Origin of the sequence: Cupriavidus sp. WGlv3, from assembly GCF_023952475.1 — a bacterium.
In the GTDB taxonomy this organism is placed as follows: domain Bacteria; phylum Pseudomonadota; class Gammaproteobacteria; order Burkholderiales; family Burkholderiaceae; genus Cupriavidus; species Cupriavidus phytorum.
Window position 1 is genome coordinate 108854 of record NZ_JALHRX010000010.1, and the last position, 23820, is coordinate 132673.

The 23820-nt window shown below is 68.3% G+C and carries 25 protein-coding genes and 1 tRNA gene; 15 read left to right on the forward strand and 11 right to left on the reverse strand.

All coding sequences use genetic code 11. The features are described from left to right. Positions 1-18: 18 nt before the first annotated feature. The 4 genes from murI to MKD38_RS17700 all read right to left on the reverse strand — a co-directional run bounded on the left by murI (position 19) and on the right by MKD38_RS17700 (position 4262). Positions 19-828, reverse strand: coding sequence for a glutamate racemase (murI, locus tag MKD38_RS17685; RefSeq protein ID WP_252678610.1), 810 nt, complete (start codon positions 826-828; stop codon positions 19-21). A 100-nt stretch (positions 829-928) separates the two neighbouring features. Then, positions 929-2452: a fumarate hydratase gene (locus MKD38_RS17690; RefSeq protein ID WP_252678611.1), complete on the reverse strand. Its 1524-nt coding sequence runs from the start codon at positions 2450-2452 to the stop codon at positions 929-931. 200 nt (positions 2453-2652) lie between these two features. Further along, positions 2653-3201, reverse strand: a complete 549-nt coding sequence (locus tag MKD38_RS17695) for a TIGR00645 family protein (protein WP_062800812.1) — start codon at positions 3199-3201, stop codon at positions 2653-2655. 101 nt (positions 3202-3302) lie between these two features. After that, complete coding sequence (locus MKD38_RS17700) at positions 3303-4262, reverse strand: DMT family transporter (protein ID WP_252678612.1); 960 nt, start codon at positions 4260-4262, stop codon at positions 3303-3305. A gap of 308 nt (positions 4263-4570) precedes the next feature. Between MKD38_RS17700 and acs the strand changes: the two genes are divergently transcribed. The 6 genes from acs to MKD38_RS17730 all read left to right on the forward strand — a co-directional run bounded on the left by acs (position 4571) and on the right by MKD38_RS17730 (position 10774). Next, positions 4571-6553, forward strand: coding sequence for an acetate--CoA ligase (gene acs, locus MKD38_RS17705; RefSeq protein ID WP_252678613.1), 1983 nt, complete (start codon positions 4571-4573; stop codon positions 6551-6553). A gap of 108 nt (positions 6554-6661) precedes the next feature. Beyond that, positions 6662-8713 (forward strand): VC_2705 family sodium/solute symporter, encoded by a 2052-nt coding sequence (locus tag MKD38_RS17710; protein WP_252678614.1) that lies wholly within the window; start codon positions 6662-6664, stop codon positions 8711-8713. Between the two features lie 61 nt (positions 8714-8774). Continuing rightward, a tRNA-Ser gene (locus MKD38_RS17715) sits at positions 8775-8865 on the forward strand. Between the two features lie 130 nt (positions 8866-8995). Beyond that, complete coding sequence (locus MKD38_RS17720) at positions 8996-9487, forward strand: GNAT family N-acetyltransferase (protein ID WP_252678615.1); 492 nt, start codon at positions 8996-8998, stop codon at positions 9485-9487. A 104-nt stretch (positions 9488-9591) separates the two neighbouring features. After that, positions 9592-10440, forward strand: coding sequence for a D-amino acid aminotransferase (locus MKD38_RS17725; RefSeq protein ID WP_252678757.1), 849 nt, complete (start codon positions 9592-9594; stop codon positions 10438-10440). Between the two features lie 61 nt (positions 10441-10501). Beyond that, entirely contained in the window at positions 10502-10774 is a 273-nt protein-coding gene (locus tag MKD38_RS17730) for a hypothetical protein (RefSeq protein WP_116346128.1), read from the forward strand. Positions 10775-10838: 64 nt separating this feature from the next. Here MKD38_RS17730 and dgcN read toward each other — a convergent pair whose 3' ends face one another. After that, on the reverse strand, positions 10839-12104 hold the full coding sequence (gene dgcN, locus MKD38_RS17735) for a diguanylate cyclase DgcN/YfiN (protein ID WP_252678617.1): 1266 nt from the start codon (positions 12102-12104) through the stop codon (positions 10839-10841). Further along, a complete protein-coding gene (gene yfiR / locus MKD38_RS17740; RefSeq protein WP_252678618.1) occupies positions 12101-12694 on the reverse strand; it encodes a regulatory sequestration protein YfiR in 594 nt (197 codons plus the stop codon). Before yfiR ends, dgcN begins: the two co-directional genes overlap by 4 nt. A gap of 262 nt (positions 12695-12956) precedes the next feature. Between yfiR and MKD38_RS17745 the strand changes: the two genes are divergently transcribed. The 6 genes from MKD38_RS17745 (at position 12957) to MKD38_RS17770 (ending at position 15444) form a co-directional block, all read left to right on the forward strand. Beyond that, on the forward strand, positions 12957-13418 hold the full coding sequence (locus MKD38_RS17745) for a CopD family protein (protein WP_252678619.1): 462 nt from the start codon (positions 12957-12959) through the stop codon (positions 13416-13418). 61 nt (positions 13419-13479) lie between these two features. Then, positions 13480-13887, forward strand: a complete 408-nt coding sequence (locus MKD38_RS17750; RefSeq protein ID WP_252678620.1) for a lysozyme inhibitor LprI family protein — start codon at positions 13480-13482, stop codon at positions 13885-13887. A 67-nt stretch (positions 13888-13954) separates the two neighbouring features. Next, the gene (locus MKD38_RS17755; RefSeq protein WP_018007863.1) at positions 13955-14158 is read left to right on the forward strand and encodes a hypothetical protein; all 204 of its coding nucleotides are present in this window, start codon (positions 13955-13957) and stop codon (positions 14156-14158) included. Positions 14159-14296: 138 nt separating this feature from the next. Beyond that, on the forward strand, positions 14297-14728 hold the full coding sequence (locus MKD38_RS17760; protein WP_252678621.1) for a YXWGXW repeat-containing protein: 432 nt from the start codon (positions 14297-14299) through the stop codon (positions 14726-14728). A gap of 118 nt (positions 14729-14846) precedes the next feature. Next, positions 14847-15071 (forward strand): hypothetical protein, encoded by a 225-nt coding sequence (locus MKD38_RS17765; RefSeq protein WP_012353266.1) that lies wholly within the window; start codon positions 14847-14849, stop codon positions 15069-15071. 88 nt (positions 15072-15159) lie between these two features. Then, a complete protein-coding gene (locus MKD38_RS17770) occupies positions 15160-15444 on the forward strand; it encodes a hypothetical protein (RefSeq protein ID WP_252678622.1) in 285 nt (94 codons plus the stop codon). A 43-nt stretch (positions 15445-15487) separates the two neighbouring features. Here MKD38_RS17770 and MKD38_RS17775 read toward each other — a convergent pair whose 3' ends face one another. From MKD38_RS17775 to glpK, 4 genes are all read right to left on the reverse strand, one after another. Beyond that, a complete protein-coding gene (locus MKD38_RS17775) occupies positions 15488-15868 on the reverse strand; it encodes a hypothetical protein (RefSeq protein WP_012353264.1) in 381 nt (126 codons plus the stop codon). A gap of 91 nt (positions 15869-15959) precedes the next feature. Beyond that, on the reverse strand, positions 15960-16337 hold the full coding sequence (locus MKD38_RS17780; RefSeq protein WP_252678623.1) for an MliC family protein: 378 nt from the start codon (positions 16335-16337) through the stop codon (positions 15960-15962). A 71-nt stretch (positions 16338-16408) separates the two neighbouring features. Beyond that, entirely contained in the window at positions 16409-18013 is a 1605-nt protein-coding gene (locus MKD38_RS17785) for a glycerol-3-phosphate dehydrogenase/oxidase (RefSeq protein ID WP_252678624.1), read from the reverse strand. 79 nt (positions 18014-18092) lie between these two features. Further along, positions 18093-19664, reverse strand: a complete 1572-nt coding sequence (glpK, locus tag MKD38_RS17790; RefSeq protein WP_252678625.1) for a glycerol kinase GlpK — start codon at positions 19662-19664, stop codon at positions 18093-18095. A gap of 56 nt (positions 19665-19720) precedes the next feature. Between glpK and MKD38_RS17795 the strand changes: the two genes are divergently transcribed. Together MKD38_RS17795 and purU are read left to right on the forward strand one after the other, a co-directional pair. Further along, on the forward strand, positions 19721-20596 hold the full coding sequence (locus MKD38_RS17795; RefSeq protein WP_252678627.1) for an NUDIX hydrolase: 876 nt from the start codon (positions 19721-19723) through the stop codon (positions 20594-20596). A gap of 120 nt (positions 20597-20716) precedes the next feature. After that, a complete protein-coding gene (gene purU, locus MKD38_RS17800; RefSeq protein WP_116383098.1) occupies positions 20717-21583 on the forward strand; it encodes a formyltetrahydrofolate deformylase in 867 nt (288 codons plus the stop codon). Positions 21584-21737: 154 nt separating this feature from the next. Here the strand turns inward: purU and MKD38_RS17805 are convergent, their stop codons facing one another. Next, entirely contained in the window at positions 21738-22508 is a 771-nt protein-coding gene (locus MKD38_RS17805) for a DeoR/GlpR family DNA-binding transcription regulator (protein WP_092309468.1), read from the reverse strand. 172 nt (positions 22509-22680) lie between these two features. On the opposite strand from MKD38_RS17805, the gene MKD38_RS17810 reads away from it, so the two are divergent. Beyond that, entirely contained in the window at positions 22681-23820 is a 1140-nt protein-coding gene (locus tag MKD38_RS17810) for an ABC transporter ATP-binding protein (protein WP_252678628.1), read from the forward strand.

The following is a 23820-nucleotide window of genomic DNA, read 5'->3' on the forward strand; positions in this document are numbered from 1 at the left end:
GGTAACCGAGGGCGCCGGTCAGAACGCCGGCGCCGGCTCGATCACCACGGTCTCCGCATCGGCTTGCAACTGCAGCAGCGCGGCCACCATCGCGCGCAGGTGCGCGGCGTCCTTGGTGGAGAGAAAGCGGTCACGCCCCGCGGCATCGGGCGGCGCGGCCAGCGCATGCTCGTCGAGCTTGCGCGCCAGCTGGCGCGCGACCGCGCTGCCGGTATCGACCAGCGCCAGCTGATCGCCGGCGGTGGCGCGGATCGCGCCTGCCAGGAAGGGGTAGTGGGTGCAGCCCAGCACCAGGGTATCGGCGCCGGCGTCAAGCATCGGCGCGAGGTAGGCCTCCAGGCGCTCGCGCACGGCGGGCCCGTCGGTCTGGCCTTGCTCGACCAGCGTCACCAAGCCCAGCCCCGCCTGGCACAGGAAGCGGCTTTCACCGTCCAGCGATGCCAGCAGCCGCGCGAACTTCGCGCTCTTGAGCGTATTCGCGGTCGCCAGCACGCCGACCACCTTGCTGCGGCTGGCCGCGGCGGCGGGCTTCAGGCCGGGTTCGACGCCGATGATCGGCACCGGCAACCGCTCGCGCAGCAACGCCACGGCATGGCCCGTAGCCGTGTTGCAGGCGATCACCAGCGCCTTGCAGCCCTGGCCGATCATCCACTCGCAGGCCTGCAGCGTGCGCGCTTCGACAAAACGTTCGGGCTTTTCGCCGTAGGGCGCGTATTTCGAGTCGGCAAGGTACAGCAGTGGCTCGTGCGGCAGCAGGGCGCGGATCTCGCGCAGCACCGACAGGCCGCCGAGGCCGGAATCGAAGACGCCGATGGGTGCGGGGTTCACGGGGATGCCAGGATGACAGGAAACAGTGCAGAAAAAAGCCGGGTCGGAACCCGGCTTTTCGAGTGCGACGGCAGATTCTACCGTCTCGGCGCGTGGCTGCTTACAGCGCGGCAACCGGAATCTTGCCGATCTTGGCCTGCCATTCCGCCGGGCCGGTCTTGTGCACCGAAGTGCCTTCGCTGTCCACGGCCACCGTCACCGGCATGTCCTTGACGTCGAACTCGTAGATTGCTTCCATGCCCAGGTCTTCGAAACCGACCACCCTGGCTTCCTTGATCGCCTTGGCCACCAGGTAGGCGGCGCCGCCCACGGCCATCAGGTAGGCCGACTTGTGCTTCTTGATGGCCTCGATCGCCACCGGGCCGCGCTCGGCCTTGCCGATCATCGAGATCAGGCCGGTCTCGACCAGCATCATCTCGGTGAACTTGTCCATGCGCGTGGCGGTGGTGGGGCCGGCCGGGCCGACCGCCTCGTCGCGCACCGGATCGACCGGACCGACGTAGTAGATCACGCGGTTCTTGAAGTCCACCGGCAGCTTCTCGCCCTTGGCCAGCATGTCGGCAATGCGCTTGTGCGCGGCGTCGCGGCCGGTCAGCATCTTGCCGTTGAGCAGCAGGGTCTGGCCCGGCTTCCACGAGGCAACTTCTTCCGGCGTCAGCGTGTTCAGGTCGACGCGCTTGGAGGTCTCGGTGTTCGGCGCCCACTCGACCTTCGGCCATTGCGACAGGTCCGGCGCTTCCAGCCTGGCCGGGCCGCTGCCGTCCAGCGTGAAGTGCACGTGACGGGTGGCGGCACAGTTGGGGATCATCGCCACCGGCTTGGACGCGGCGTGCGTCGGGCAGGCCATGATCTTGACGTCCAGCACGGTGGCCAGGCCGCCCAGGCCCTGCGCGCCGATACCGAGCGCGTTGACCTTCTCGTACAGCTCGACGCGCAGTTCCTCAACCCAGTCCTTCGGGCCGCGCGCGATGATGTCCTGGATGTCGATGGATTCCATCAGCGATTCCTTGGCCATCACCATTGCCTTTTCGGCGGTGCCGCCGATGCCGATGCCCAGCATGCCCGGCGGGCACCAGCCGGCGCCCATGGTCGGCACGGTCTTCAGCACCCAGTCGACGATCGAGTCCGACGGGTTCAGCATCACGAACTTGGACTTGTTCTCCGAGCCGCCGCCCTTGGCCGCGACCTGGATATCGACGGTGTTGCCCGGCACCACTTCATAGTGGATCACCGCCGGGGTGTTGTCCTTGGTGTTCTTGCGGCCGCCTTCGGGCGGGCTGACGATCGAGGCGCGCAGCACGTTGTCGGGGTGCGTGTAGCCGCGGCGCACACCCTCGTTGATCATGTCGGTCAGGCCCATGGTGGCACCGTCCCAGCGCACGTCCATGCCCACCTTGACGAAGACCGTGACGATGCCGGTGTCCTGGCAGATCGGGCGCTTGCCCTCCGCGCACATGCGGCTGTTGGTCAGGATCTGCGCGATCGCGTCCTTGGCCGCCGGGCTCTGCTCCAGCTCATAGGCGCGGCCCAGGCTGGTGATGTAGTCCATCGGGTGGTAGTAGCTGATGTACTGCAGGGAGTCGGCGACGCTCTGGATGAGGTCTTCTTGCTTGATGACGGTCATTTTGTGGGGTGGGCAGCGGTGAAACACAGCCCGAAATCATACACTGAGCGGCGCCGCTCTGCCCGTCTGCATACATCCGTCCACAGCCGGTAATGTGCAGCAAAAGCCGCTGCCGGCGACCGCGCCCGCCCAAAAGCAAAAACCGCGGCACATGGCCGCGGTCGTTGGCGAAGCAAGCAGGTCGGCCCTGCGGGCCGCTTTCAATGCTTGGCGTGCGCGCCGGCAGGGTGAGTGACCATCCGGTCCACCCATGCCATCGCCACTGCCGACAGCAGGAACGCCAGGTGGATCGCCACCTGCCACATGATGGTATGGGTCGAGCGCTGTTCTGCGTCGATAAAGGTCTTGAGCAGGTGGATGGACGAGATCCCGATCAGCGCCATCGACAATTTGACCTTCAGCACGCCCGCGTTGACGTGGTCGAGCCATTCGGGCTCGTCGGGATGGTTGTCGATGCCAAGCCGCGAGACGAAGGTCTCGTAGCCGCCCACGATCACCATGATCAGCAGGTTGGAGATCATCACCACGTCGATCAGCCCGAGCACCACCAGCATGATCTTGTTCTCGTCGAACTCGGTCACATGGGCGAGCAGATGCCAGACCTCGATCAGGAAATGGTAGACGTAGACGCCCTGGGCCACGATCAGGCCCAGGTACAGCGGCAGTTGCAGCCAGCGCGACGCGAAGATGATGCTCGGGATCGGCCGCAGGGTTTGGGGCTGCTGCTCGGGAATCGGGTTGGAAGCCATGGCGGGGCGGGGGTCGGCGGAGTTGAAAATCGGCGTGGATTGTACCAAGCGACCATGGCAACGCTGTGTTACCAGCGGTAACCGCTGCCACGCCGCAGCGCTCAGGCCCGCGCCCCCGGCTCGGCGCCGGCCGTCTTGCCGCGCCACGCGCCACGCGTGATCCGGCCCGGCCAGCTGGCCAGCACGATCCCGGCCAGCACGCACGCCAGCGCCACGCCGTGCGGCCAGCCCGGCTGCTCGCCCAGGAAGACGATGCCGTAGGTGGCCGCGGCCACCGGCAGCACCGAGGTAAAGACCCCGGCCAGCTGCGCCGGTACATGGCGGATGCCCTTCATCCACAGCCAGAACGAGAACACGCTGGCCGACAGCGCGTACCACAGCACCATCAGCCAGGTCTGGGCCGGCACCGCGGCGGCGTCGAAGTTCAGCAGCGGCACCAGTCCCAGCGGCAGCATCAGCAGCCCGCCGATCAGGTGCGTGTAGGCGCAGATCTCGATCGCGGCCAGTGTCTGCGTGAGCCGGCGCGACAGGATCACGTAGATCGATTCGCACACCACCGCGCCCATGATCATCAGGTTGCCCAGCCACGCCTGGCTGCCTGCGCCGGCGCCGTGGGCACCGCCGCGCGCGATGTTGAGCACGGCGATGCCGGCCACCGCCAGCAGCACCGACACCATCGTGCGCCGCGACAGCCGTTCGCGCAGCAGCAGCCAGGACAGCAGCGCCACGGTGGCCGGGATGGTGCTGGTGATCACGCCCGCGGCCATGGCGCTGGTCAGGCGCACGCCGTTGAGCATCAGCAGCGTAAACAGGAAGGTGCCAAAGAACGCCTGCAGGAACAGGTTGAGCCATTCGCCGCGCGAGACCCGGCGCATGCGGGCGGGGCGGTACCACGGTGCCAGGCAGACGATGGCGATGACAAAGCGCAGCAGCGCGAACAGCAGCACCGGTACATGCGCGATGATCGACTTGCCGAGTCCGACGTTGCTGCCGACCAGCGCCATCGAGGCGATCAGGAACAGCACGTAGACGGGAGCGAAGACAGGAGCGTTGGCGGGCACGGGTACTTGCCTTGGGGATTCCGGTCGACAGGCCGGCGGGGTGCACGGGCACGTGTCCGCGCTGGGCGGTGCGGCGCCGCGCGGCAAGGGCCGGCGTCGCATTCAGGTATCAGGCTCGGGGCATTATAGCTGTGCTAGCCTAATGGAGAAGGCTGCACTTTCGCGGCGCGCCCCCCGATTCTTCCCGCTGCAATGCAACACGTTGCAGCGCCTGATCCTGCCGGCTGCAGGGATTTATCGTCAGGTTTAAGTAAGCCGTCGGGCGTAACGTGGCAGCCAAAGCCAGTCCAAAATCAGGAGACCAGTCCATGTCCGCCATCGAATCGGTGATGCAGGAGCATCGCGTGTTCAACCCGCCCGAGGCCTTTGCCAGCCAGGCAGCCATCCCCAGCATGGACGCCTACCGCGCGCTCTGCGACGAGGCCGAGCGCGACTACGAGGGCTTCTGGGCCCGCCACGCGCGCGAGCTGCTGCACTGGAACAAGCCCTTCACCAAGGTGCTGGACGAGAGCAACGCGCCGTTCTACAAGTGGTTCGAGGACGGTGAGCTCAACGCCTCGTACAACTGCCTGGACCGCAACCTGCAGAACGGCAATGCCGACAAGGTGGCGATCGTGTTCGAGGCCGACGACGGCACCGTCAGCCGCGTCACCTACCGCGATCTGCATGCCAAGGTGTGCCGCTTCGCCAACGGCCTGAAGTCGCTCGGCATCAAGAAGGGCGACCGCGTGGTGATCTACATGCCGATGTCGGTCGAGGGCGTTGTGGCGATGCAGGCCTGCGCGCGCCTTGGCGCGACGCACTCGGTGGTATTCGGCGGCTTCTCCGCCAAGTCGCTGCAGGAGCGGCTGGTCGACGTGGGCGCGGTGGCGCTGATCACCGCCGACGAGCAGATGCGCGGCGGCAAGGCGCTGCCGCTGAAGGCCATCGCCGATGACGCGCTGGCGCTGGGCGGCTGCGAGGCGGTCAAAAACGTGATCGTCTACCGCCGCACCGGCGGCAATGTCGGCTGGACCGAGGGCCGCGACCGCTGGCTCGACGACGTCTGCGCCAACCAGCCCGATACCTGCGAAGCCGAGCCGGTCGGCGCCGAGCATCCGCTGTTCGTGCTCTACACCTCGGGCTCCACCGGCAAGCCCAAGGGCGTGCAGCACAGCACCGGCGGCTACCTGCTGTGGGCGCTGATGACGATGAAATGGTCGTTCGACATCAAGCCCGAGGACCTGTTCTGGTGTACCGCCGACATCGGCTGGGTCACCGGCCACACCTATATCGCCTACGGCCCGCTGGCCGCCGGCGCGACCCAGGTGGTGTTCGAGGGCGTGCCGACCTACCCGAACGCCGGCCGCTTCTGGGACATGATCGCGCGTCACAAGGTCAGCATCTTCTACACCGCGCCGACCGCGATCCGCTCGCTGATCAAGGCCGCCGAGGCGGACGAGAAGATCCACCCGAAGCAGTACGACCTGTCCAGCCTGCGCCTGCTGGGTACGGTGGGCGAGCCGATCAACCCCGAGGCGTGGATGTGGTACTACAAGAACATCGGCAATGAGAACTGCCCGATTGTCGACACCTTCTGGCAGACCGAGACCGGCGGCCACATGATCACGCCGCTGCCGGGCGCGACGCCGCTGGTGCCGGGCTCGTGCACGCTGCCGCTGCCCGGCATCATGGCCGCCATCGTCGACGAGACCGGACACGACGTGCCCAACGGCAGCGGCGGCATCCTGGTGGTCAAGCGCCCGTGGCCGGCGATGATCCGCACCATCTGGGGCGATCCGGAGCGCTTCAAGAAGAGCTACTTCCCTGAAGAGCTGGGCGGCAAGCTCTACCTGGCCGGAGACGGCTCGATCCGCGACAAGGACACCGGCTACTTCACCATCATGGGCCGCATCGACGACGTGCTGAACGTGTCGGGCCACCGCATGGGCACGATGGAGATCGAGTCGGCGCTGGTGGCCAACCCGCTGGTGGCCGAAGCCGCGGTGGTGGGCCGCCCGGACGACATGACCGGCGAAGCGATCTGCGCCTTCGTCGTGCTCAAGCGCGCGCGCCCGAGCGGCGACGAGGCCGTGAAGATCGCGACCGAACTGCGCAACTGGGTCGGCAAGGAGATCGGTCCGATCGCCAAGCCCAAGGACATCCGCTTTGGCGACAACCTGCCCAAGACGCGCTCGGGCAAGATCATGCGCCGCCTGCTGCGGTCACTGGCCAAGGGCGAGGAGATTACGCAGGACACCTCGACGCTTGAGAACCCCGCCATCCTCGAGCAGCTCAAGCAGGCGCAGTAACCCGCTGGTGATCCGGCAAGCCGGAGCCGAAACCTGAACCCGCCGCCGCGCACCCGCGCGCCGGCGGGTTTGTTACGATAGCTTCCCACCGACACGGACTGTCCCCTCATGCCCGAAGCCCAGTCGCGCTTTCGCCGACGGTTGCTGCTCTACTACGGCCTGTTCACGCTGGGGCTGTTCGGCTTCGTGGGGATGATGGGATTGCTGGAACGCTCCAATGCCGATGCGCTGTGGCTGGGCTACGTCTTCCTGTTCATCACCATCGCGATCTACGCCTGCATCGGCCTGATCTGCCGCACCTCGGACCTCAACGAATACTACGTCGCGTCGCGGCGCGTGCCGGCGATGTTCAATGGCATGGCGATTGCGGCCGACTGGATGAGCGCGGCATCGTTCATCGGCCTGGCCGGCATCCTGTTTTCCTCTGGCTACGAAGGGCTGGCCTATGTGATGGGGTGGACCGGCGGCTATTGCCTGGTCGCCTTCCTGCTGGCGCCGTACCTGCGCAAGTACGGCGGCTACACCATCCCCGACTTCCTCGCCGCGCGCTACGGCAACGGCAAGCCCGGCGGCAACCTGCCGGTGCGCGCGATCGCGGTGCTGGCTGCCTCGCTTTGCTCGTTCGTCTACCTGGTGGCGCAGATCCAGGGCGTGGGGCTGGTGGTGACGCGCTTCATCGGCGTCGAGTTTGCCGTCGGCATCTTCTTCGGGCTGGCGGGCATCCTGGTCTGCTCGTTCCTGGGCGGCATGCGCGCGGTCACGTGGACGCAGGTGGCGCAGTACATCATGATGATCGTGGCGTTCCTGGTCACGGTGTCGATGATCGCGTGGAAGCACCACCAGGAACCGCTGCCGCAACTGAGCTACGGCACGCTGCTGACGCAGCTGGATGCCCGGGAACAGCAGCTGGAGCGCGAGCCCGCCGAACAGGCGGTGCGCGACTACTACCGGCAGCAGGCCATCCTGCTGCAGGAACGCATCGCCCGCCTGCCCGAGTCCTTCGCGCAGGAACGCGACGCGCTCGACGCGCGCCTGCAGGACCTGCGCACGCGCAATGCGCCGCTGCGCGAGATCAAGGCGCTCGAGCGTGAACGGCTCGAGTTCCCGCGCGACGCCGCCGCCGCGCAGCAGCAGTGGCACCAGCAACGCGAAGACGCGCTGGCGCGCAGCCGCCATTCGATGTCGTCCACCGAACCGTATCCCGCGGCATCCGAGCAGGAGCGCAAGACCAAGCGGCTCAATTTCGTGCTGCTGGTGTTCTGCCTGATGGTGGGCACCGCCAGCCTGCCGCACATCCTGACGCGGCTCTACACCACGCCTTCGGTCAGGGAAACGCGCAATTCCGTAGCGTGGGCCGTGTTCTGCATCGCCTTGCTCTATGTCTCGGCACCCACGCTCGCGGCGCTGGTGAAATACGAGTTCTTCGAGCACCTGGTCGGCACCCCGTATGCCGAACTGCCGCAGTGGGTGGTGCAATGGCGCAAGGTCGATCCACCGGTGTTCGGCATTCGCGACGTCAACGGCGATGGCATCGTGCAATGGGCCGAAATCCTGCTGCAACCCGACATGATCGTGCTGGCCGCCCCGGAAATCGCCGGCCTGCCGTACGTCATCTCGGGGCTGATCGCCGCCGGCGCACTGGCCGCCGCACTGTCGACCGCCGACGGCCTGCTGCTGACCATCGCCAACGCGCTCTCGCACGACGTTTTCTATCACATGGTCGACCGCCAGGCGAGCCACCAGCGGCGCGTCACCACCGCCAAGATCGTGCTGCTGGCCGTCGCACTGTTCGCCTCGTACGTCACATCGCTGCGCCCCGGCAATATCCTGTTCCTGGTCGGAGCCGCCTTCTCGCTGGCGGCCTCCAGCTTCTTCCCGGTCTTGATCCTCGGCATCTTCTGGCGCCGCACCACCGCCGCCGGCGCCTTCGCCGGCATGGTCGCCGGGCTCGGCGTGGCGGTGTACTACATCTTCGTCAACTATCCCTTCTTCACCCGCATGACCGGCATCTTCGGCAACCGCTGGTTCGGCGTCGACCCCATCGCCTCCGGCGCCTTCGGGGTCCCGGCCGGCTTCGCGGTCGCGATCGTGGTCAGCCTGCTGACGCCGCGCAACGCGCCGGTGATCGACCGGCTGGTGACCTACCTGCGCAAGGGGTAGGGGAGGGCGGTGACGAGGTACTGGATTCGACGGGCAACTCTGCTATAATCGCGGACTTCCCGGAGAGATGGATGAGTGGTTTAAGTCGCACGCCTGGAAAGCGTGTATGGGTTAATAGCCCATCGGGGGTTCGAATCCCCCTCTCTCCGCCAGAACACTGCGCAAGACCATGCAAAGCCGCCCGTTTTACGGGCGGCTTTTTCGTTTCCGGTCGGTCAGCGGCTTCGAGCCAGTCTGCGCAAGGGCTGCCGATTCATCCCGTCCCGGTTATGCTCTCGGCCCATGACCGAACTCACCCCCCATTTCGAAATTCGCCCCGCCTTGCCCTCGGACGCGCAAGCCGTGGAAGCTATCCTCGTCGACACTTACCTCGGCACCTGGAAGCCGCAACTGACGCCGGGCGCCGCCGCCGCCTTCGAGCAGCAAGGCAAGACCCGCAGTTACGTTGAAGTACGTTTGCAGGAATTCCATGTTGCCTGCGTGAGCGGCGTGCCGGCCGCCATGGTGGATTGGGAAAACAATTTCATCTGGGCGCTGCATGTCGGCCGGGCATGGCAGCGGATGGGATTGGGCGCGGCGCTGCTGGCGCATGCGGAAGCCGAGATTGCCCGCGCCGGGCATCGCGAGGCGAGGCTGGAGACGGATACGTTCAACCAGCAGAGTCGCGCCTTCTATCGACGCCAGGGCTATGCCGAGATCGATTTCTATCCCGATGAGAGCTGGGATAGCGGCTTTACCACCGTGCTGCTGTCCAAAGCGCTGGCGCCAGTCTGAAAAAAGCGACGGGCGCCTTGCCGTCTTCATGCGTAGATTGCATGAACTTGCCGGGCCGCCCGTGAAAGAATCGGGCATCTCTTTTGAACTGCCCCATGCATCCCATGTCCGAGCCCATCGTCCACCTCAACGGCACCCTGACCCCGCTCTCCGAGGCCCGCATCCCCGTGCTGGATCGCGGCTTTATCTTCGGCGACGGCATCTATGAGGTGATCCCGTACTACCACGGCAAGCCTTTCCGCGGCGCGCAGCACCTGGCGCGGCTGCACCGGAGCCTGGAGGGCATCGGCATTCCCGATCCGTACAGTGCGGCGCAGTGGCTGGAGCGTGTCGGCGAGGTGGTCAAGGCCAATGGCCTGTCGGATCAGCTGGTCTATATCCAGGTAACCCGTGGCGTGGCCAAGCGCACCCATGCCTTTCCGAAGGAAATGCTGCCGACGGTGCTGATCATGACCAATCCGATGGCGCTGCCGTCGGCGCAGATGATCGAGCAGGGGGTCGCGTGCGTGACCATGGAGGACCGGCGCTGGCTGAATTGCCAGATCAAGTCGACCTCGCTGCTCGGCAACGTGCTGGCGGCGCAGCACGCGGTGGAGCAGGGCGTGACCGAGGCGATCCAGTTCCGCGACGGCTGGCTGACCGAGGCGTCGGCGTCCAATGTGTGGGTGGTGCGCGATGGCCGCGTGTCGGCCCCGCCCAAGGATAACCTGATCCTGGAGGGCATCCGCTACGGCTTCATGGAGGAAATCTGCGAGGCGATGGGGATTGCACTGGAGTCGCGCCGGATCGCCAGGGACGAGGTGTTTGCCGCCGACGAGGTGCTGCTGTCGTCGGCCAGCAAGGAGTTGCTGCCGGTGGTCAGCATCGATGGCCGTCCGATCGGCAAGGGCGTGCCGGGACCGGTGTTCGCGCGCCTGTACGCGGCTTACCAGGCGGCCAAGGCGGCATTGTAAGTGCCTGCAGGGCTTCCCCGACGCGTGCTAGCATGCGTTGGGATTCAGCCAGGAGTCAGTCATGGCCAAGCGTGAGCGCGGCCGGCGTGCCTTGCAGGACGAGGTCAGCCGGCGTATCCAGCAGATCGATGAAATCGGCGAAGACGGTGCCCGGATCCGCGTGCCGGCCCCGCAGCCCCATCCGCGCGACGCGCGCGGCCGCAACTGGGACATGGCCTTCGACAATCTGCACGGCTATGCCGCCAGTGTGCGCGCGGTAGTCGACAAGGTGCGCGACGAGTTCGACCTGAACGAGGCGCTGGAGAATCGCGCGCCCAATCCCTTCGGTGACTGAGCCGGCGCGCTAGTCCACCGGAATCTGTGATCGGTCAGGGGACGGCTTGCCAGCATGAAGGTTCTCACTGCGTAACGTCCAGGCGCGGCTCGGCACTTTGCCAGATGCCGCCGGAGCGCCGCTTGGCGCCGTACATGGCGGCGTCGGCGGCATGCAGCAGGGCCTGGCTGCCTTGCGCGTGGACCGGGAAGACCGCCAGCCCGATGCTGAGCGAGGCCTGCACCGAGCTGCCGTCGGGCAGGTCGATCGGGCGAGCCATCGCCTGCAGGACATGTTCGGCGATCTGGATGGCATCGGCCGGCGCGCGCAGCGCGGTGGCCAGCACCGCGAATTCGTCGCCGCCAATGCGCGCCACGGTGTCGCGGCCGCGCAGGCTGGCGCGGATGCGCTGGGCCACCGCGACCAGCACCGCGTCGCCGGCGGCATGGCCGTGGCGGTCGTTGACGTGCTTGAAATCGTCGCTGTCCAGATACAGCACCGCGGCATATTCGTCGTTGGCGGCGGCGTGGCGCACCGCATGCTCCAGCGCTTCGACGAAGGCGGCGCGGTTCAGCAGCCCGGTCAGGGCATCGTGGTTGGCGCGGTGGGCGAGCGAGCGGTTTTCGTGCTGCATCTGGTTCTGCCAGGTCTGCAGCTCGTCGAGCAGGCCGTTGAAGTCCTCGCTGAGGGCATTGAGCTCGGCGATGCTGGCCGGCGGCGTGCGCTGCGCGAAATCGCGCTGCGAACGCACCGCATGGGCCACCCGCATCAGGTTGCGCAACGGCTCGATGATCTGCACCAGCAGCCGGCTGGCCAGGTAGTGCGCGCCGACCGCGGTCAGCAGCAGGCAGGCCAGCAGCCCCAGCGCGCCCTGCAGCAGGAAGTGCAGCAGGTTGCGCGGGTCGCCGCTGACGCGCAGCATGCCGACCTGCTGCGCCTGGTGCAGGATGGGCTGCTCGACCGCATCGGTACCCAGCCATTCGATCAGCGCGTGGCGCAGGCCGGTCAGCGGGGCCTGGCCGGGGCGCTGCCACACCGCCAGCACGTGGCGGTCGCGGTCATAGACAGTGGCGCGGGCGATGTCTTCCGAGGCCGCGATCGCGGCCAGCGTTTCGGCGGTGGCCGCCTGGTCGCGGAACACCACCGGCGCTTCCAGCGTGTAGGCGATCGAGCGGGCCACCAGCCGCACGTTGTGGTCGGCGTAGACGCGCAGCGCGGTGACGCCGATCGCGGTCAGCGCCAGGCCCGCGGTGCAAACCGCGATCAGCGCCACGCCCAGGTGGATGCGGCGCAGCACGCTGTAGAGGGTAGGGCGCGCGCCTTGCCCGCGCACCGGCTGGCGCTGGCTCATGACGGCGCTCCCTTGCGGCGGCCGAGCTGCAGCACGCCGGGGTGCATATGCACGCCGCTGCGGGCGAGGGTATCGAGGTTGACGCGGAACGAGACCTGGTTGTCGCGGATGTTGAGGCAGAACATGCTGCCCACCTCGCACTCGAAGTCTTCCTCGGCGATCACCAGCACCGGGCGCCCGGTCAGCTCGGCCGACAGGCGCTTGCGGCGCGGCTCATTCATGGTGCCCACGTACAGCGCATCGCACGCCGGATGCAGCATGTCGGCCAGCACGTCGACCTGGCGGGTCTGCACGGTGCGGCCATTGGCGAGCGTGCCGCCTTCCTTCAACCGGGCCGCATAGCGGCTGGCGTGATCGACGCACAGCCGCACGGGATCGCGCTCCACCGGCCAGCGCGCGTAGCCGAGCAGGCTGATGACCACGCGCGCGACCAGGTCGGCCCGCTGCGGGGCAGGCTGCGCGGTGACCGCGGGCGGCAGCATGGCCGGCAGCACCGCCAGCGTCACGGCCAGCAGCAGCACGGTCAGGGCGCGGCGCAGCAGCGGTCGTGCGGGCGGGGTCGGCGGGGGGCTGGCTGGGGCAGGCGCCATGGTCTGAAGCGAAGGGGGCGGGCGGAGCGGCCGGTTGCGGTGTTGTGGTCTGGCCGCGCGTATTGTCTGGGGCCGGCTTCCGGGCGGTCAAGCGACCGGCCTTGCGGTGGATCGGGCGTGATACGAAATGTTTATCGGCCCCGCTGTTGTTTTCCTGAACCCCGCCGTGACCGCTGTTGCGCGCATGCCAGGCTTCGCCGTGGCGGACACAACACTTAGAATGTGGCCATCGCCCCAACTCGTCCAACTGCCCCCTGCCGCCATGATCGCCGATCCGCTTCTCCGCCTGCTGCACCTGACCGGCGTCGCCGTCTGGGTCGGCGGCATGTTCTTCGCCTACCTGTGCCTGCGGCCGGTGGCCGGCAGCCTGCTGGAGCCGCCGCCGCGCCTGCGCCTGTGGCGCGGCGTGTTTGCCCGGTTCTTTCCATGGGTGTGGGCCTCGGTGGTGGCGATCCTGCTGAGCGGTGGCGCGATGATGGCGGCAACGGGCATGGCGGGCGCACCACGCAACTGGCATCTGATGCTGGGCATCGGCGTCGTCATGGCCGGCATCTTCTGCTACGTCTGGTTCGGCCCCTACCGGGTGCTGGGCCGGGCCGTGGATGCGCAGGACTGGCCAGCCGCCGGTGCCGCCCTGAACCGCATCCGGCAGGCGGTAGGAACCAACCTCGTGCTGGGGCTGGTCAATATCGCCGTGGCCACCCTGGGCCGCTGGCTGGCCTGAGCGCGCCGCGCAGCGCCAGGCCTGGCTCGTCGTGTCACAACCACGAAAACGGAGAGCTGCTATGCACGTCCTCGCATGTGTTGCCGTCGTCGGTCTGGCGGTGGCGGCCATCCCCCCCGCCGCCGCGGCGGCAAATGGCGGCCTGAGCGCCGACTATGAGCGCTGCGTGGGCAAGGCCGTATCGACCGCCGACATGCTCAGCTGCGCCGCGCTGGAGTCGCGGGTCCAGGATACGGCGTTGAACAGCGCTTACCAGTCGCTGCTGCGGCGGCTGGAGGCGCCGCGCACCGGGCAGTTGCGGGTGGCGCAGCGGGCCTGGCTCGAGTACCGCCAGGCCAATTGCGCTTATGTCTCCAACCCGGCCGGTGGCAGCGCGGCGCGCGTGGCGGGCGCGTCCTGCCGGCTGGAGATGACCGCCGCGCGCGTGCGCGAATTGCGCGCGTTCGCCACCGAGGCCGCCGGCCGGTGAGCTTGCAGGCCTTGTGCTAGAGTTGCCTGACCCCTGTGCTGCGGCACGTCTCAACCGGAGATGGATCATGGCAACCGAATCGCGCCACAACCTGAAGGCTTTCGTGCAGACCGCACCCCAGTCGGGGCGCTATGTGTGGGTCATCGCGCTGGTGGACTTCAGCGCGCAGCAGGTCAGGCGCGCGATCGTGTCCGACGATACCTTCACCACCTCCGATGCCGCGCGCGTTGCCGGCGAGGCCCAGCTCAAGGCGATGGCCGAGGATCACTAGCCCCGAGTGCGCGCCAGCGGGGCTTGCACTGGCGTGTTGCGCGCCGGCATCCATGGCTGGCCGATATCGATTCTTGGCTTGCCGGCGGCTCACGGCGCACTAGACTATGGGCATGTTCCTCCACAAGAAAGGCCTCCCATGACGGATTGCGCGCTTCGCCCGGCCAGGGCCTTGCTGCTGGCCGCGTTGCTCGGTTCGGGCCTGACCCTCAGTGCGGGGTCGCTGGCCCAGGTCTCGGTCAACATTGCCATTGGCGTGCCGCCGCCGGCGCCGATCTACGAGGCCGTGCCCGCGCCGCGCGCCGGCTATGTCTGGATGCCAGGCTACTGGGACTGGGACGATCACCACCGCAAGCACGCCTGGAAGAAGGGCCGCTGGGAGCATGAGCGCCCGGGTTATGTCTATGAGTCGCCGCGCTGGATCCAGTCGCGCGACGGCTGGGTGATGGTGCCGGGCCGCTGGGACCAGGGCGGGTACAAGGACAAGGGCAAGGACAAGGGCAACAGCAATAAGGGCAACAACAAGGGCAACCATTGCCCGCCCGGCCAGGCCAAGAAGGGCGAGTGCTGACCAGGCCAGCCCGCTGGCCGGGGCCGCACGGTGACGCCGGCCGCCCCTGCCATGCTACGATCCCCGCCATGACACCCGCGCCCGCGCGGCGCATCGGCAGCGGATTCCGGAGGTAGCGATGGCAAGGCACGTCTTCACGCGCGCGCAGTATCTCGACATCCTCAACGACAGCCTGCGCAAGCATCCCGGCTGGCAACCGGGCATGGCCTTTGTGTTCCTGCCGCCCGGCGCCGATGCCAGCCAGGCGACGGCGGTGGGCTGCACCGGTCCGATGGACGCGATACCGGTCTATGCGGAAATCCAGCGGGTGGCAGCCGAGCTGATCGAAGTCAGCGACGAATAAACAGCAACGGACCCCGCCACCGTAGCGCCGGCCGGCGGGTCACGCGGGTGCGTACAATACCGCCCTCTACAGACTTTCGGATATTGCCGTGAAGAAAACGGACCTGGAAAAAAACAAGGGCCTGAAGATCGCCAACAGCCTGAAGCAGGCGGCGGCGGGGCGGGGCGGCATTCCCGGCGCCGCGGCGCGTCCGGACCGGCGCGAGCAGCGCCGGCTGGACCAGGAGCAAGGCCTGGTGCCGTTCGCGTGCAAGCTCGACGGCACGCTGGTGAAGCGCCTGCAGGCGCTGGCCGCCGATCATCCGGGCGGCATGACCGGGTTGCTCAATGAAGTGCTGGCCGGCGCGCTGCCGCCGGAACCGGGCCAGGCCTGAGCGTAGCGCGGCGGTCACGCCGCCGCTGGCCCAGGGTTTCGCCTCAGTCCTCTTCCTCGTCGTCGAGGAACTCGCGGCGCAGCATCCAGTTGGCGATGGCCTCGTCGCAGATGCGCTTGAATTTCTGCTTGTCCGGCATCTTGTCGAACAGCTGGAAATTGACCAGCGCCATGCCGGCATCGGTGATGTAGAACATGCGGCTCGGGTCGTCATCGTGGACGATGCGGCCGTCGATGGCGTCTTCTTCGCTTTCGGCGGGCATGTCTTCAAGCTCGACCACGCGGCAGGTGAAGCGCGGGCTGCGGGTGTGGGTCAGGTACTCGAATTCATCGTGCATGACCTCGCCGCCCTTGCCTGCGATCACGGCGAAGCCCCAGATAAAGCGGGGCATCGGCAGATCGGACAGATCTTCAATCTCGTCCATGGTGTTCTCCCTGATTCAATCCCCGCATTATCGCCCGGAACGCCGCAGCTTCAAAAGGTGGCGCGGCACCGCCGTGCCGCCGCCGTGCCCGTTACGACCCTGCGTGGCAGTTGGCGAGCACCGGTGCGGCGTTTTCCGCCTGCATCAGGTCGCGCAGCGTGCCTGACTCGCCCTTGGTCCACCATTCGTAGCGGCCGCCCACATAGCGCGCGCCGGACGCCGCCACCGTGCTGACCGCCAGCACCGGCTTGCCCTCGATGCGGAACACCGCGGCCTGGTTGTCCTGGCTGTTGAAATAGCGCACCGTCAGCGTCTTGCCGCCGTCGCACTGGTAGCGCATGGTGCGCACTTCGGGAAAGCGCACGCCGTCGATGCCGGGCGCGCGGGCGGCCTGGGCCGTGGCGCTGGCGCAGAGGAAGGTCAGCAGGGCGACGATGCGGGTGCGGGAAAGTATCAGGCGATCGGGCATGGCTTGGTCCGGTTGCAAGTTGGTGTCGGGTTGACGGAGCCGGATCGAGGCCGCCCCGCTGCGCCAGGCAATCAGCCAAGCATGTAGCCGGCCGCGAGCGTGCGGAAGCTTTCCACCTCGCGGGCCTGCCAGGCTTCATCCTCGCCAAGTTCTTCGGCCAGGATCGCGGCCACCGCCGGTGCCGCCTCGACGGCCGCGCGGGCGTCCAGGAACAGCGCGCGATTGCGGCGCGCCAGCACGTCCTCGACCCGCCGCGCCAGCTCATGCCGGGCGGCAAAGCGCACATGGGCTTCGGTCAGCCCCGACGCGCCGGCGAGCATCCGGTCTTTTCCGGGCAGCGCGCGCAGCAGGCCCAGCTCGTTGCCGTAGTAGCGGTCCGGTGAGCCCGAATCCGGCGGCGGCAGGTCGGCCGGCAAGCCGGCGGCGCCATGCAGCGGCAGCTCCGCGGTCACGCACGGCGCCGCGCGCACCATCTGGCGCTGGATCGCGGTCTCGATCACGTCTTCGGCCATCTTGCGGTAGGTGGTCCATTTGCCGCCGGTGACGGTAATCAGCCCGGCCCTGGACACCAGGATCGTATGCTCGCGCGACAGCGACGCGGTGGAGGCTTCGCCGGTGGCCCGCACCAGCGGCCGCAGGCCGGCCCAGACGCTGGTGACGTCGGTGCGGGTGGGGTCCTTGGCCAGGTAGCGCGACGCCGTTTCCAGGATGAAATCGACATCGTCGGCGCCGGCGTCGGGCTCCAGCGGCAGGTCGCGGCGCGGCGTGTCGGTGGTGCCGACGATGGTGTGCCCGTTCCACGGCACCACGAACAGCACCCGCCCGTCGTCGGTCTTGGGGATCAGGATGGCGCGGTCGCCCGGCAGGAAGCTGCGCGGCAGGGTCAGGTGCACGCCCTGGCTGGGCGCGACCATGGTGCGGGCATGCCCGTCTTCCATCTGGCGGACGGCATCGACCCAGACGCCGGTGGCATTGATCACGCAGTCGGCGCGCAGCCGGAAGGTGGCGCCGCCGAGCACGTCCTGCACCGTCACGCCGCTGATCACGCCGCCTTGCTGGCTCAGCCCGGTCGCGCGCATGTAGTTGAGCGCGGTGCCGCCGACGTCGAACAGCGTCCGCATCAGCGCCACCGCCAGTCGCGCGTCGTCGAACTGGCCGTCGAAGTAAAGGTTGCCGCCGCGCAGCGGCCGCCCGCCTACGTGTTCGGCCAGGTTGGGCGCGGCCGCCAGCACCTCGCGGTGGTTCAGCCAGCGGCTGCCCGACAGGTTGAGGTTGCCGGCCAGCATGTCGTAGAGCTTGAGGCCGATGCCGTAGAAGGGCTGGTCGAACATCTGGTAGGCCGGCACCACGAAGCCCAGCGGCCACACCAGGTGCGGCGCGTTGCGCGCCAGCAGGCCGCGCTCGTGCAAGGCCTCGCGCACCAGGCTGATATTGCCTTGCGCCAGGTAGCGCACGCCGCCATGCACCAGCTTGGTCGCCTTGCTCGAGGTGCCCTTGGCAAAGTCGGCGGCTTCGACCAGCAGCGTGCGGTAGCCGCGCGCGGCGGCATCGACTGCCGTGCCAAGGCCGGTGGCGCCGCCGCCGATGACGATCACGTCCCAGCGCGGCTCGCGCTCCAGGGTGGCGAGCAGGGCGGCGCGGCCGGGCGGCTGGATCGGGGTGGGAAGACTGTGCATGACGCTGGTGTCTGGTTTGTGCTGCCTAAGGTGTTCAGGTTGCCCGCGCGGTGCACGGGACGGGTTTGACGCGCCGGCGTCAGCCGTGGCCGCCGTTGGCGTCGTCCTCGCGCGCCCAGTCGCGTGCGCGCTCGACTGCGCGGTGCCAGCGCGCGAGCCGATGGCCGCGCGCGTCGGCCGACAGGTTGGGCTCGAAGCGCCGCTCCACCTGCCATTGCTGCGCGATCTGCACCGGGTCGCTCCAGTAGCCGGTGGCCAGGCCCGCCAGGTAGGCGGCGCCCAGCGCGGTGGTCTCGGTCACGCGCGGCCGTACCACCGGGGTGCCGAGCAGGTCGGCCTGCATCTGCATCAGCAGGTCGCTGCGCGACGCGCCGCCGTCCACGCGCAACTCGGCCAGCGCGATGCCGGCGTCCTTCTGCATGGCCTCGAGCACGTCCACGCTTTGCAGCGCGATCGATTCCAGCGCCGCGCGCGCGATCTGCGGCCTGCCGGTGCCGCGCGTCATGCCGACCAGCGTGCCGCGCGCAAAGGCGTCCCAGTGCGGCGCGCCCAGCCCGGCAAAGGCCGGCACCAGCACCACGCCGCCGCTGTCGTCGCACTGGCGCGCCAGCGCCTCGGCCTCGGGCGCGCTCTGGATGATCTTGAGGCCGTCGCGCAGCCACTGGATGGTGGCGCCGCCCATGAACACGCCGCCCTCCAGGCAATACTGGGTTTGGCCGCGGTACTGCCAGCCGATGGTGGTCAGCAGCCGGTTGCGCGACGTGACCGGCTGCGCGCCGGTATTCATCAGCAGGAAGCAGCCGGTGCCGTAGGTGTTCTTGGCCATGCCCGGCACCAGGCAGGCCTGGCCGAAGGTGGCCGCCTGCTGGTCGCCGGCGATGCCGGCGATCGGGATCGGCATGCCGAACAGCCGCGCCGAGGTGCGCGCGACCTCGCCGCTGGACGGCACCACCTCGGGCAGCAGCGCGTGCGGGATGTCGAGCAGTGCCAGCAGCGCGTCGTCCCACTCGAAGCTGTGGATGTTGAACAGCATCGTGCGCGAGGCATTGGAGACGTCGGTGACATGGCGCGCGCCGTCGGTCAGCTGCCAGATCAGCCAGCTGTCGACGGTGCCGAAGGCGAGTTCGCCGCGCTGCGCGCGCGCCCGCGCGCCTTCGATGTTGTCGAGCATCCAGCGCAGCTTGGTGCCGGAAAAATAGGCATCGATGACCAGGCCGGTCTTCTCGCGGAACAGCTCGCCGTGGCCGGCCGCCTGCAGCGCCTCGCACATCGGCGCGGTGCGGCGGTCCTGCCAGACCAGCGCGCGGCCGACCGGCTCGCCGGTCTTGCGGTCCCACAGCACCGTGGTCTCGCGCTGGTTGGTGATGCCGATGGCGCGCACCTGCGAGGCGCCGATGCCGGCGTCGGCCAGCACCGTGTGCGCCACCGCCAGCTGCGATTGCCAGATCTCGTAGGGATCGTGCTCGACGTGGCCGGGATGTGGGTAATATTGGCGGAACTCGCGCTGCGCCAGCCGCACCACATTGCCGGCATGGTCGAACAGGATGGCGCGCGAGCTGCTGGTGCCCTGGTCAAGCGCCAGCACGTATTGCGGCTCGGCGGGAAGCTGGGACGGGGCAAGGCGCTGCGCCTGCGCGGCGGGCTGGTTCATGCGTTCGATCCTGACAATGACAAGGCGCGCCGGCGTGGCCGGTGCATGGAATCCTGATGGCTGAAACCTCTTCTTTGCCGGCCGCCGAGGCCACGGCACGGATCGCCGCCTCGCTGGCAGCGCGCAGCGGCTTCGATGCCGCCGCCAAGCTGCGCCTGATGGCCGACGGCCGGCAGGTCGGCTGGCTGCCGCGCACGCATGCCGGCATCCTGCGTGGCTTCGGCGCCGTGCTGGGCCCGGAGCAGCCGCTCGGCGACGGCTCCGTGGCGGTGGTCTTGCTGCCCGGCCGCGACGATTTCGATGCGCGCAGTGCCGCGCTGCAGGCGCTGGCGCGCCAGCTGGCCGACGCCGGCCATGTGCGCGGCTGGCGCGACGAGCTGTTCGCGGTCACCGCCGCGCTGGATGCGCCCGCGGTCGCGGTGGTGGAGCGCGCCGCGGCGCGCTTCCTCGGGCTGCTGACCTTTGCCTCGCACATGAACGGCATTGTCGACGGTGCCGCGGGCGGCCCGCCCGCCCTGTGGGTCTCGCGCCGCAGCCCGGCCAAGGCCGTCGACCCCGGCATGTGGGACAACCTCGTGGCGGGCGGCATGCCCCACGGCAGCGACCCGCTGGCGACGCTGGTGCGCGAGTGCGAGGAAGAGTCCGGCATCCCGCCCGAACTGGCGCGGGGCGTGCAGGCGCACGGCATGATCGAGGTGCTGCGCGACCTGCCCGAAGGCGTGCAGTGGGAGCAGGTCTATGTCTACGACCTGCTGCTGCCGCCGGACTTCATTCCGCACAACCAGGACGGCGAGGTCAGCGAGCACCGGCGCGTCGAGCTGGCGCCATTGCTTGCTATCATGTCGGCCGGCGCCATGACGGTCGATGCGACACTGGTGACGCTGGATGCCCTTGGACGGCGTGGCTGGCTCGATGCCGGCGCTCACGACTGAGCCGCCGCAGGGTCCATCGCTGCTTGCCCCGGTATTGCCCGCCGTATTGACCATTGCACTGACCGAGCCCCCCTGACTTTCCCGGCCCTGCGCCGCGCCACCCCGACAGAACCACACACCATGAGCAACACCGGATTCATCCTGACCCTCTCGTGCCCTGACCAGCCGGGCATCGTCCACGCTGTCTCGGGCCTGCTGTTCCAGCACGGCTGCAATATTGTCGATTCCGACCAGTACGGGGACGAGTTCGCCGGCCGCTTCTTCATGCGCGTGCATTTCACCCCGGCCGCCGGTGGTCCCGACCTCGCCACGCTGAAGGCCGCGTTCGCGCCGGTGGGCGACCAGTTCGGCATGCAGTGGGAGCTGAACGATGCCACGGTGAAGCCGCGCGTGATGATCATGGTGTCGAAGATCGGCCATTGCCTGAACGACCTGCTGTTCCGTGCCAAGGCGGGCGGGCTGCCGGTGGAGATCGCGGCCATCGTCTCGAACCACCGCGACTTCTACCAGCTGGCGGCGTCGTACGACGTGCCGTTCTTCCACCTGCCGCTGATGAACGCGTCGGCCGAGCAGAAGGCCGCGCAGGAAGCGCGCGTGTTCGACGTGGTGCAGGAGCAGAAGATCGACCTGGTGGTGCTGGCGCGCTACATGCAGGTGCTGTCCAACGACCTGTGCCGCAAGCTGGCCGGCCGCGCGATCAATATCCACCATTCGTTCCTGCCCAGCTTCAAGGGCGCCAAGCCGTACTACCAGGCGCACGACCGCGGCGTGAAGCTGATCGGCGCCACCGCGCACTACGTCACCGCCGACCTCGACGAAGGCCCGATCATCGAGCAGGAGATCGAGCGCGTGGACCACAGCATGGACCCCGACCAGCTCACCGCCGTCGGCCGTGACGTCGAATGCGTGGCGCTGGCGCGCGCGGTCAAGTGGCATGCCGAACACCGCATCCTGCTGAACGGCCACAAGACCGTGGTGTTCAAGTAATTCTTCTCCCCACCCCGGGCTTGCTCCCCTCGCCCGCATGTGGGAGAGGGGCCGGGGGAGAGGGCAGGCCTGCGCCAGAACTAACGCGCCAGGCACTGCCGGCACGCGCAGCCGCGCCACTGCCGACACGGCAGCAGCAGGGCTTGTCGCGCGCTTACTCCCGTTCCGCCACCACACACTTCACCCCACTGTCGGCCAGGATCTGGTCGAACGGCGCCGCCAGCGGCGCGTCGGTAAACAGCCGGTCCACCTGCGACACATGCGCCAGCTCGACCATGGCCTGGCGGTTGAACTTGCTGGCGTCCGCCGCCAGCCAGACCTCGCGTGAATGCTCGATGATGGTCCGCGCCACCTTGACCTCGCGGAAGTCGTAGTCGCGCAGCGTGCCGTCGGCCTCGATCCCCGAGATGCCGATCAGCCCGATATCGACCTTGAACTGGCGGATGAACTCCACCGTGGCCTCGCCGACGATGCCGCGGTCGCGCGAGCGCAGCACGCCGCCGGCGACGATGACTTCGCAATCGGGGTTGTCGGCGAGGATATTGGCCACGTTCAGGTTGTTGGTGATCACGCGCAGGCCGCGATGGTGCACCAGCCCGCGCGCGATCTCTTCCACCGTGGTGCCGATGTTCAGGATCAGCGAGCAGCCCTCGGGCACCGCCGCCGCCACCGCGCGCGCGATGCGCGCCTTGCCCTCGGCGTTGAGCACCTGTCGCTGCCGGTAGGCGATGTTCTCGGTGGTGGAGTCTTCCACCCGCACCCCGCCATGGAAGCGCGCCAGCATGCCGTTCTCGGCCAGCATGTTGACATCGCGGCGCACCGTCTGGAGCGTGACGCCGAACTTGCGCGCAAGTTCGTCGATGGAGGCAAAGCCCTGGGTGCGGACTTCTTCGAGCAGGGCCGTCTGGCGGGGATTGAGGGTCATGCGGAGATTCTAGTTCAAACACAAACGAAAACAAAATGATGCGGTGCACTATTGTTTTCTGTTCGTTTTGTTGCTAAAACGAGCGTGAAGCCAAGATTGGTGCGCCTGCAGCGAACGCAAGCCGTATGTCGGCAGCGTCATCGGCCGGCAGCATATCGAACATGGAGACCGGATGCAGCTACGTTTGGAAGGCGTCGCACAGCAGGCAGGTTCGCAGGCGTATCTCTATCCGATGACGCTGGCCCCGGTTCCCGGCGCGGTCACCATCCTGCTGGGCGCAACGCAGGCGGGCAAGACTTCGCTGATGCGGGTCATGGCGGGGCTCGACCGGCCCAGCGCGGGGCGCGTGCTGGTCGACGGCGACGACGTCACCGGCATGCCGGTGCGCGAGCGCAATGTGTCGATGGTCTACCAGCAGTTCATCAACTACCCGTCGCTCAGGGTCTTCGACAACATCGCGTCGCCGCTGCGGCTGCGGCGCAAGGCCGCGGCTGGCGAGATCGCCGCGCGCGTGCGCGAGCTGGCGGCGCGGCTGCATATCGACCACCTGCTGGAGCGTTATCCGGCCGAGCTCTCCGGCGGCCAGCAGCAACGCGTGGCGCTGGCCCGCGCGCTGGCCAAGGAAGCCCCGCTGATGCTGCTGGACGAGCCGCTGGTCAACCTGGACTACAAGCTGCGCGAGGAGCTGCGCGAAGAGCTGACCCAGCTGTTCGCGCACGGCGACGCCACCGTGATCTACGCCACCACCGAGCCCGGCGAGGCGCTGCTGCTGGGCGGGCACACCGCGGTGCTCGATGCCGGCGAGCTGCTGCAGTACGGCCCGACGCCGCAGGTCTTCCACTATCCCGATTCGCTGCGCGTGGCGCGCGCCTTCAACGATCCGCCGATGAACCTGGTCGAAGGCCGGCTGGCGGGCGGCAAGGTGGTGCTGCCGGGAGGGATCGAAGTGCCCGTGCCCGGCGTTGCGGCGCAGGACGGACCGGTAACGCTGGGCGTGCGCGCCTCCGCGTTGCGCCTGGCGAGCGAGACCGGCGCGGTCGCGGTGCCGGGCCGCGTGGCGCTGGCCGAGTTGTCCGGATCCGACACCTTTGTCCACGCCGATACTCCGGTCGGCAGCCTGGTGGCGCAGTTCGCGGGCGTGCTCGACCTGCAGCTGGGCGCGCCGGTGACGCTGCACCTGCTGCCCGAACAGCTCTACCTGTTCGACGCCGACGGCCGCCGCCTTCATGCGCCGCGCCGGCCCGGCGGGCTCGCGGCCGAGGTGCCGGGCGGCGCCACAACGGCAACGCCAGCGGCAGCGGCAGGAGGCTGA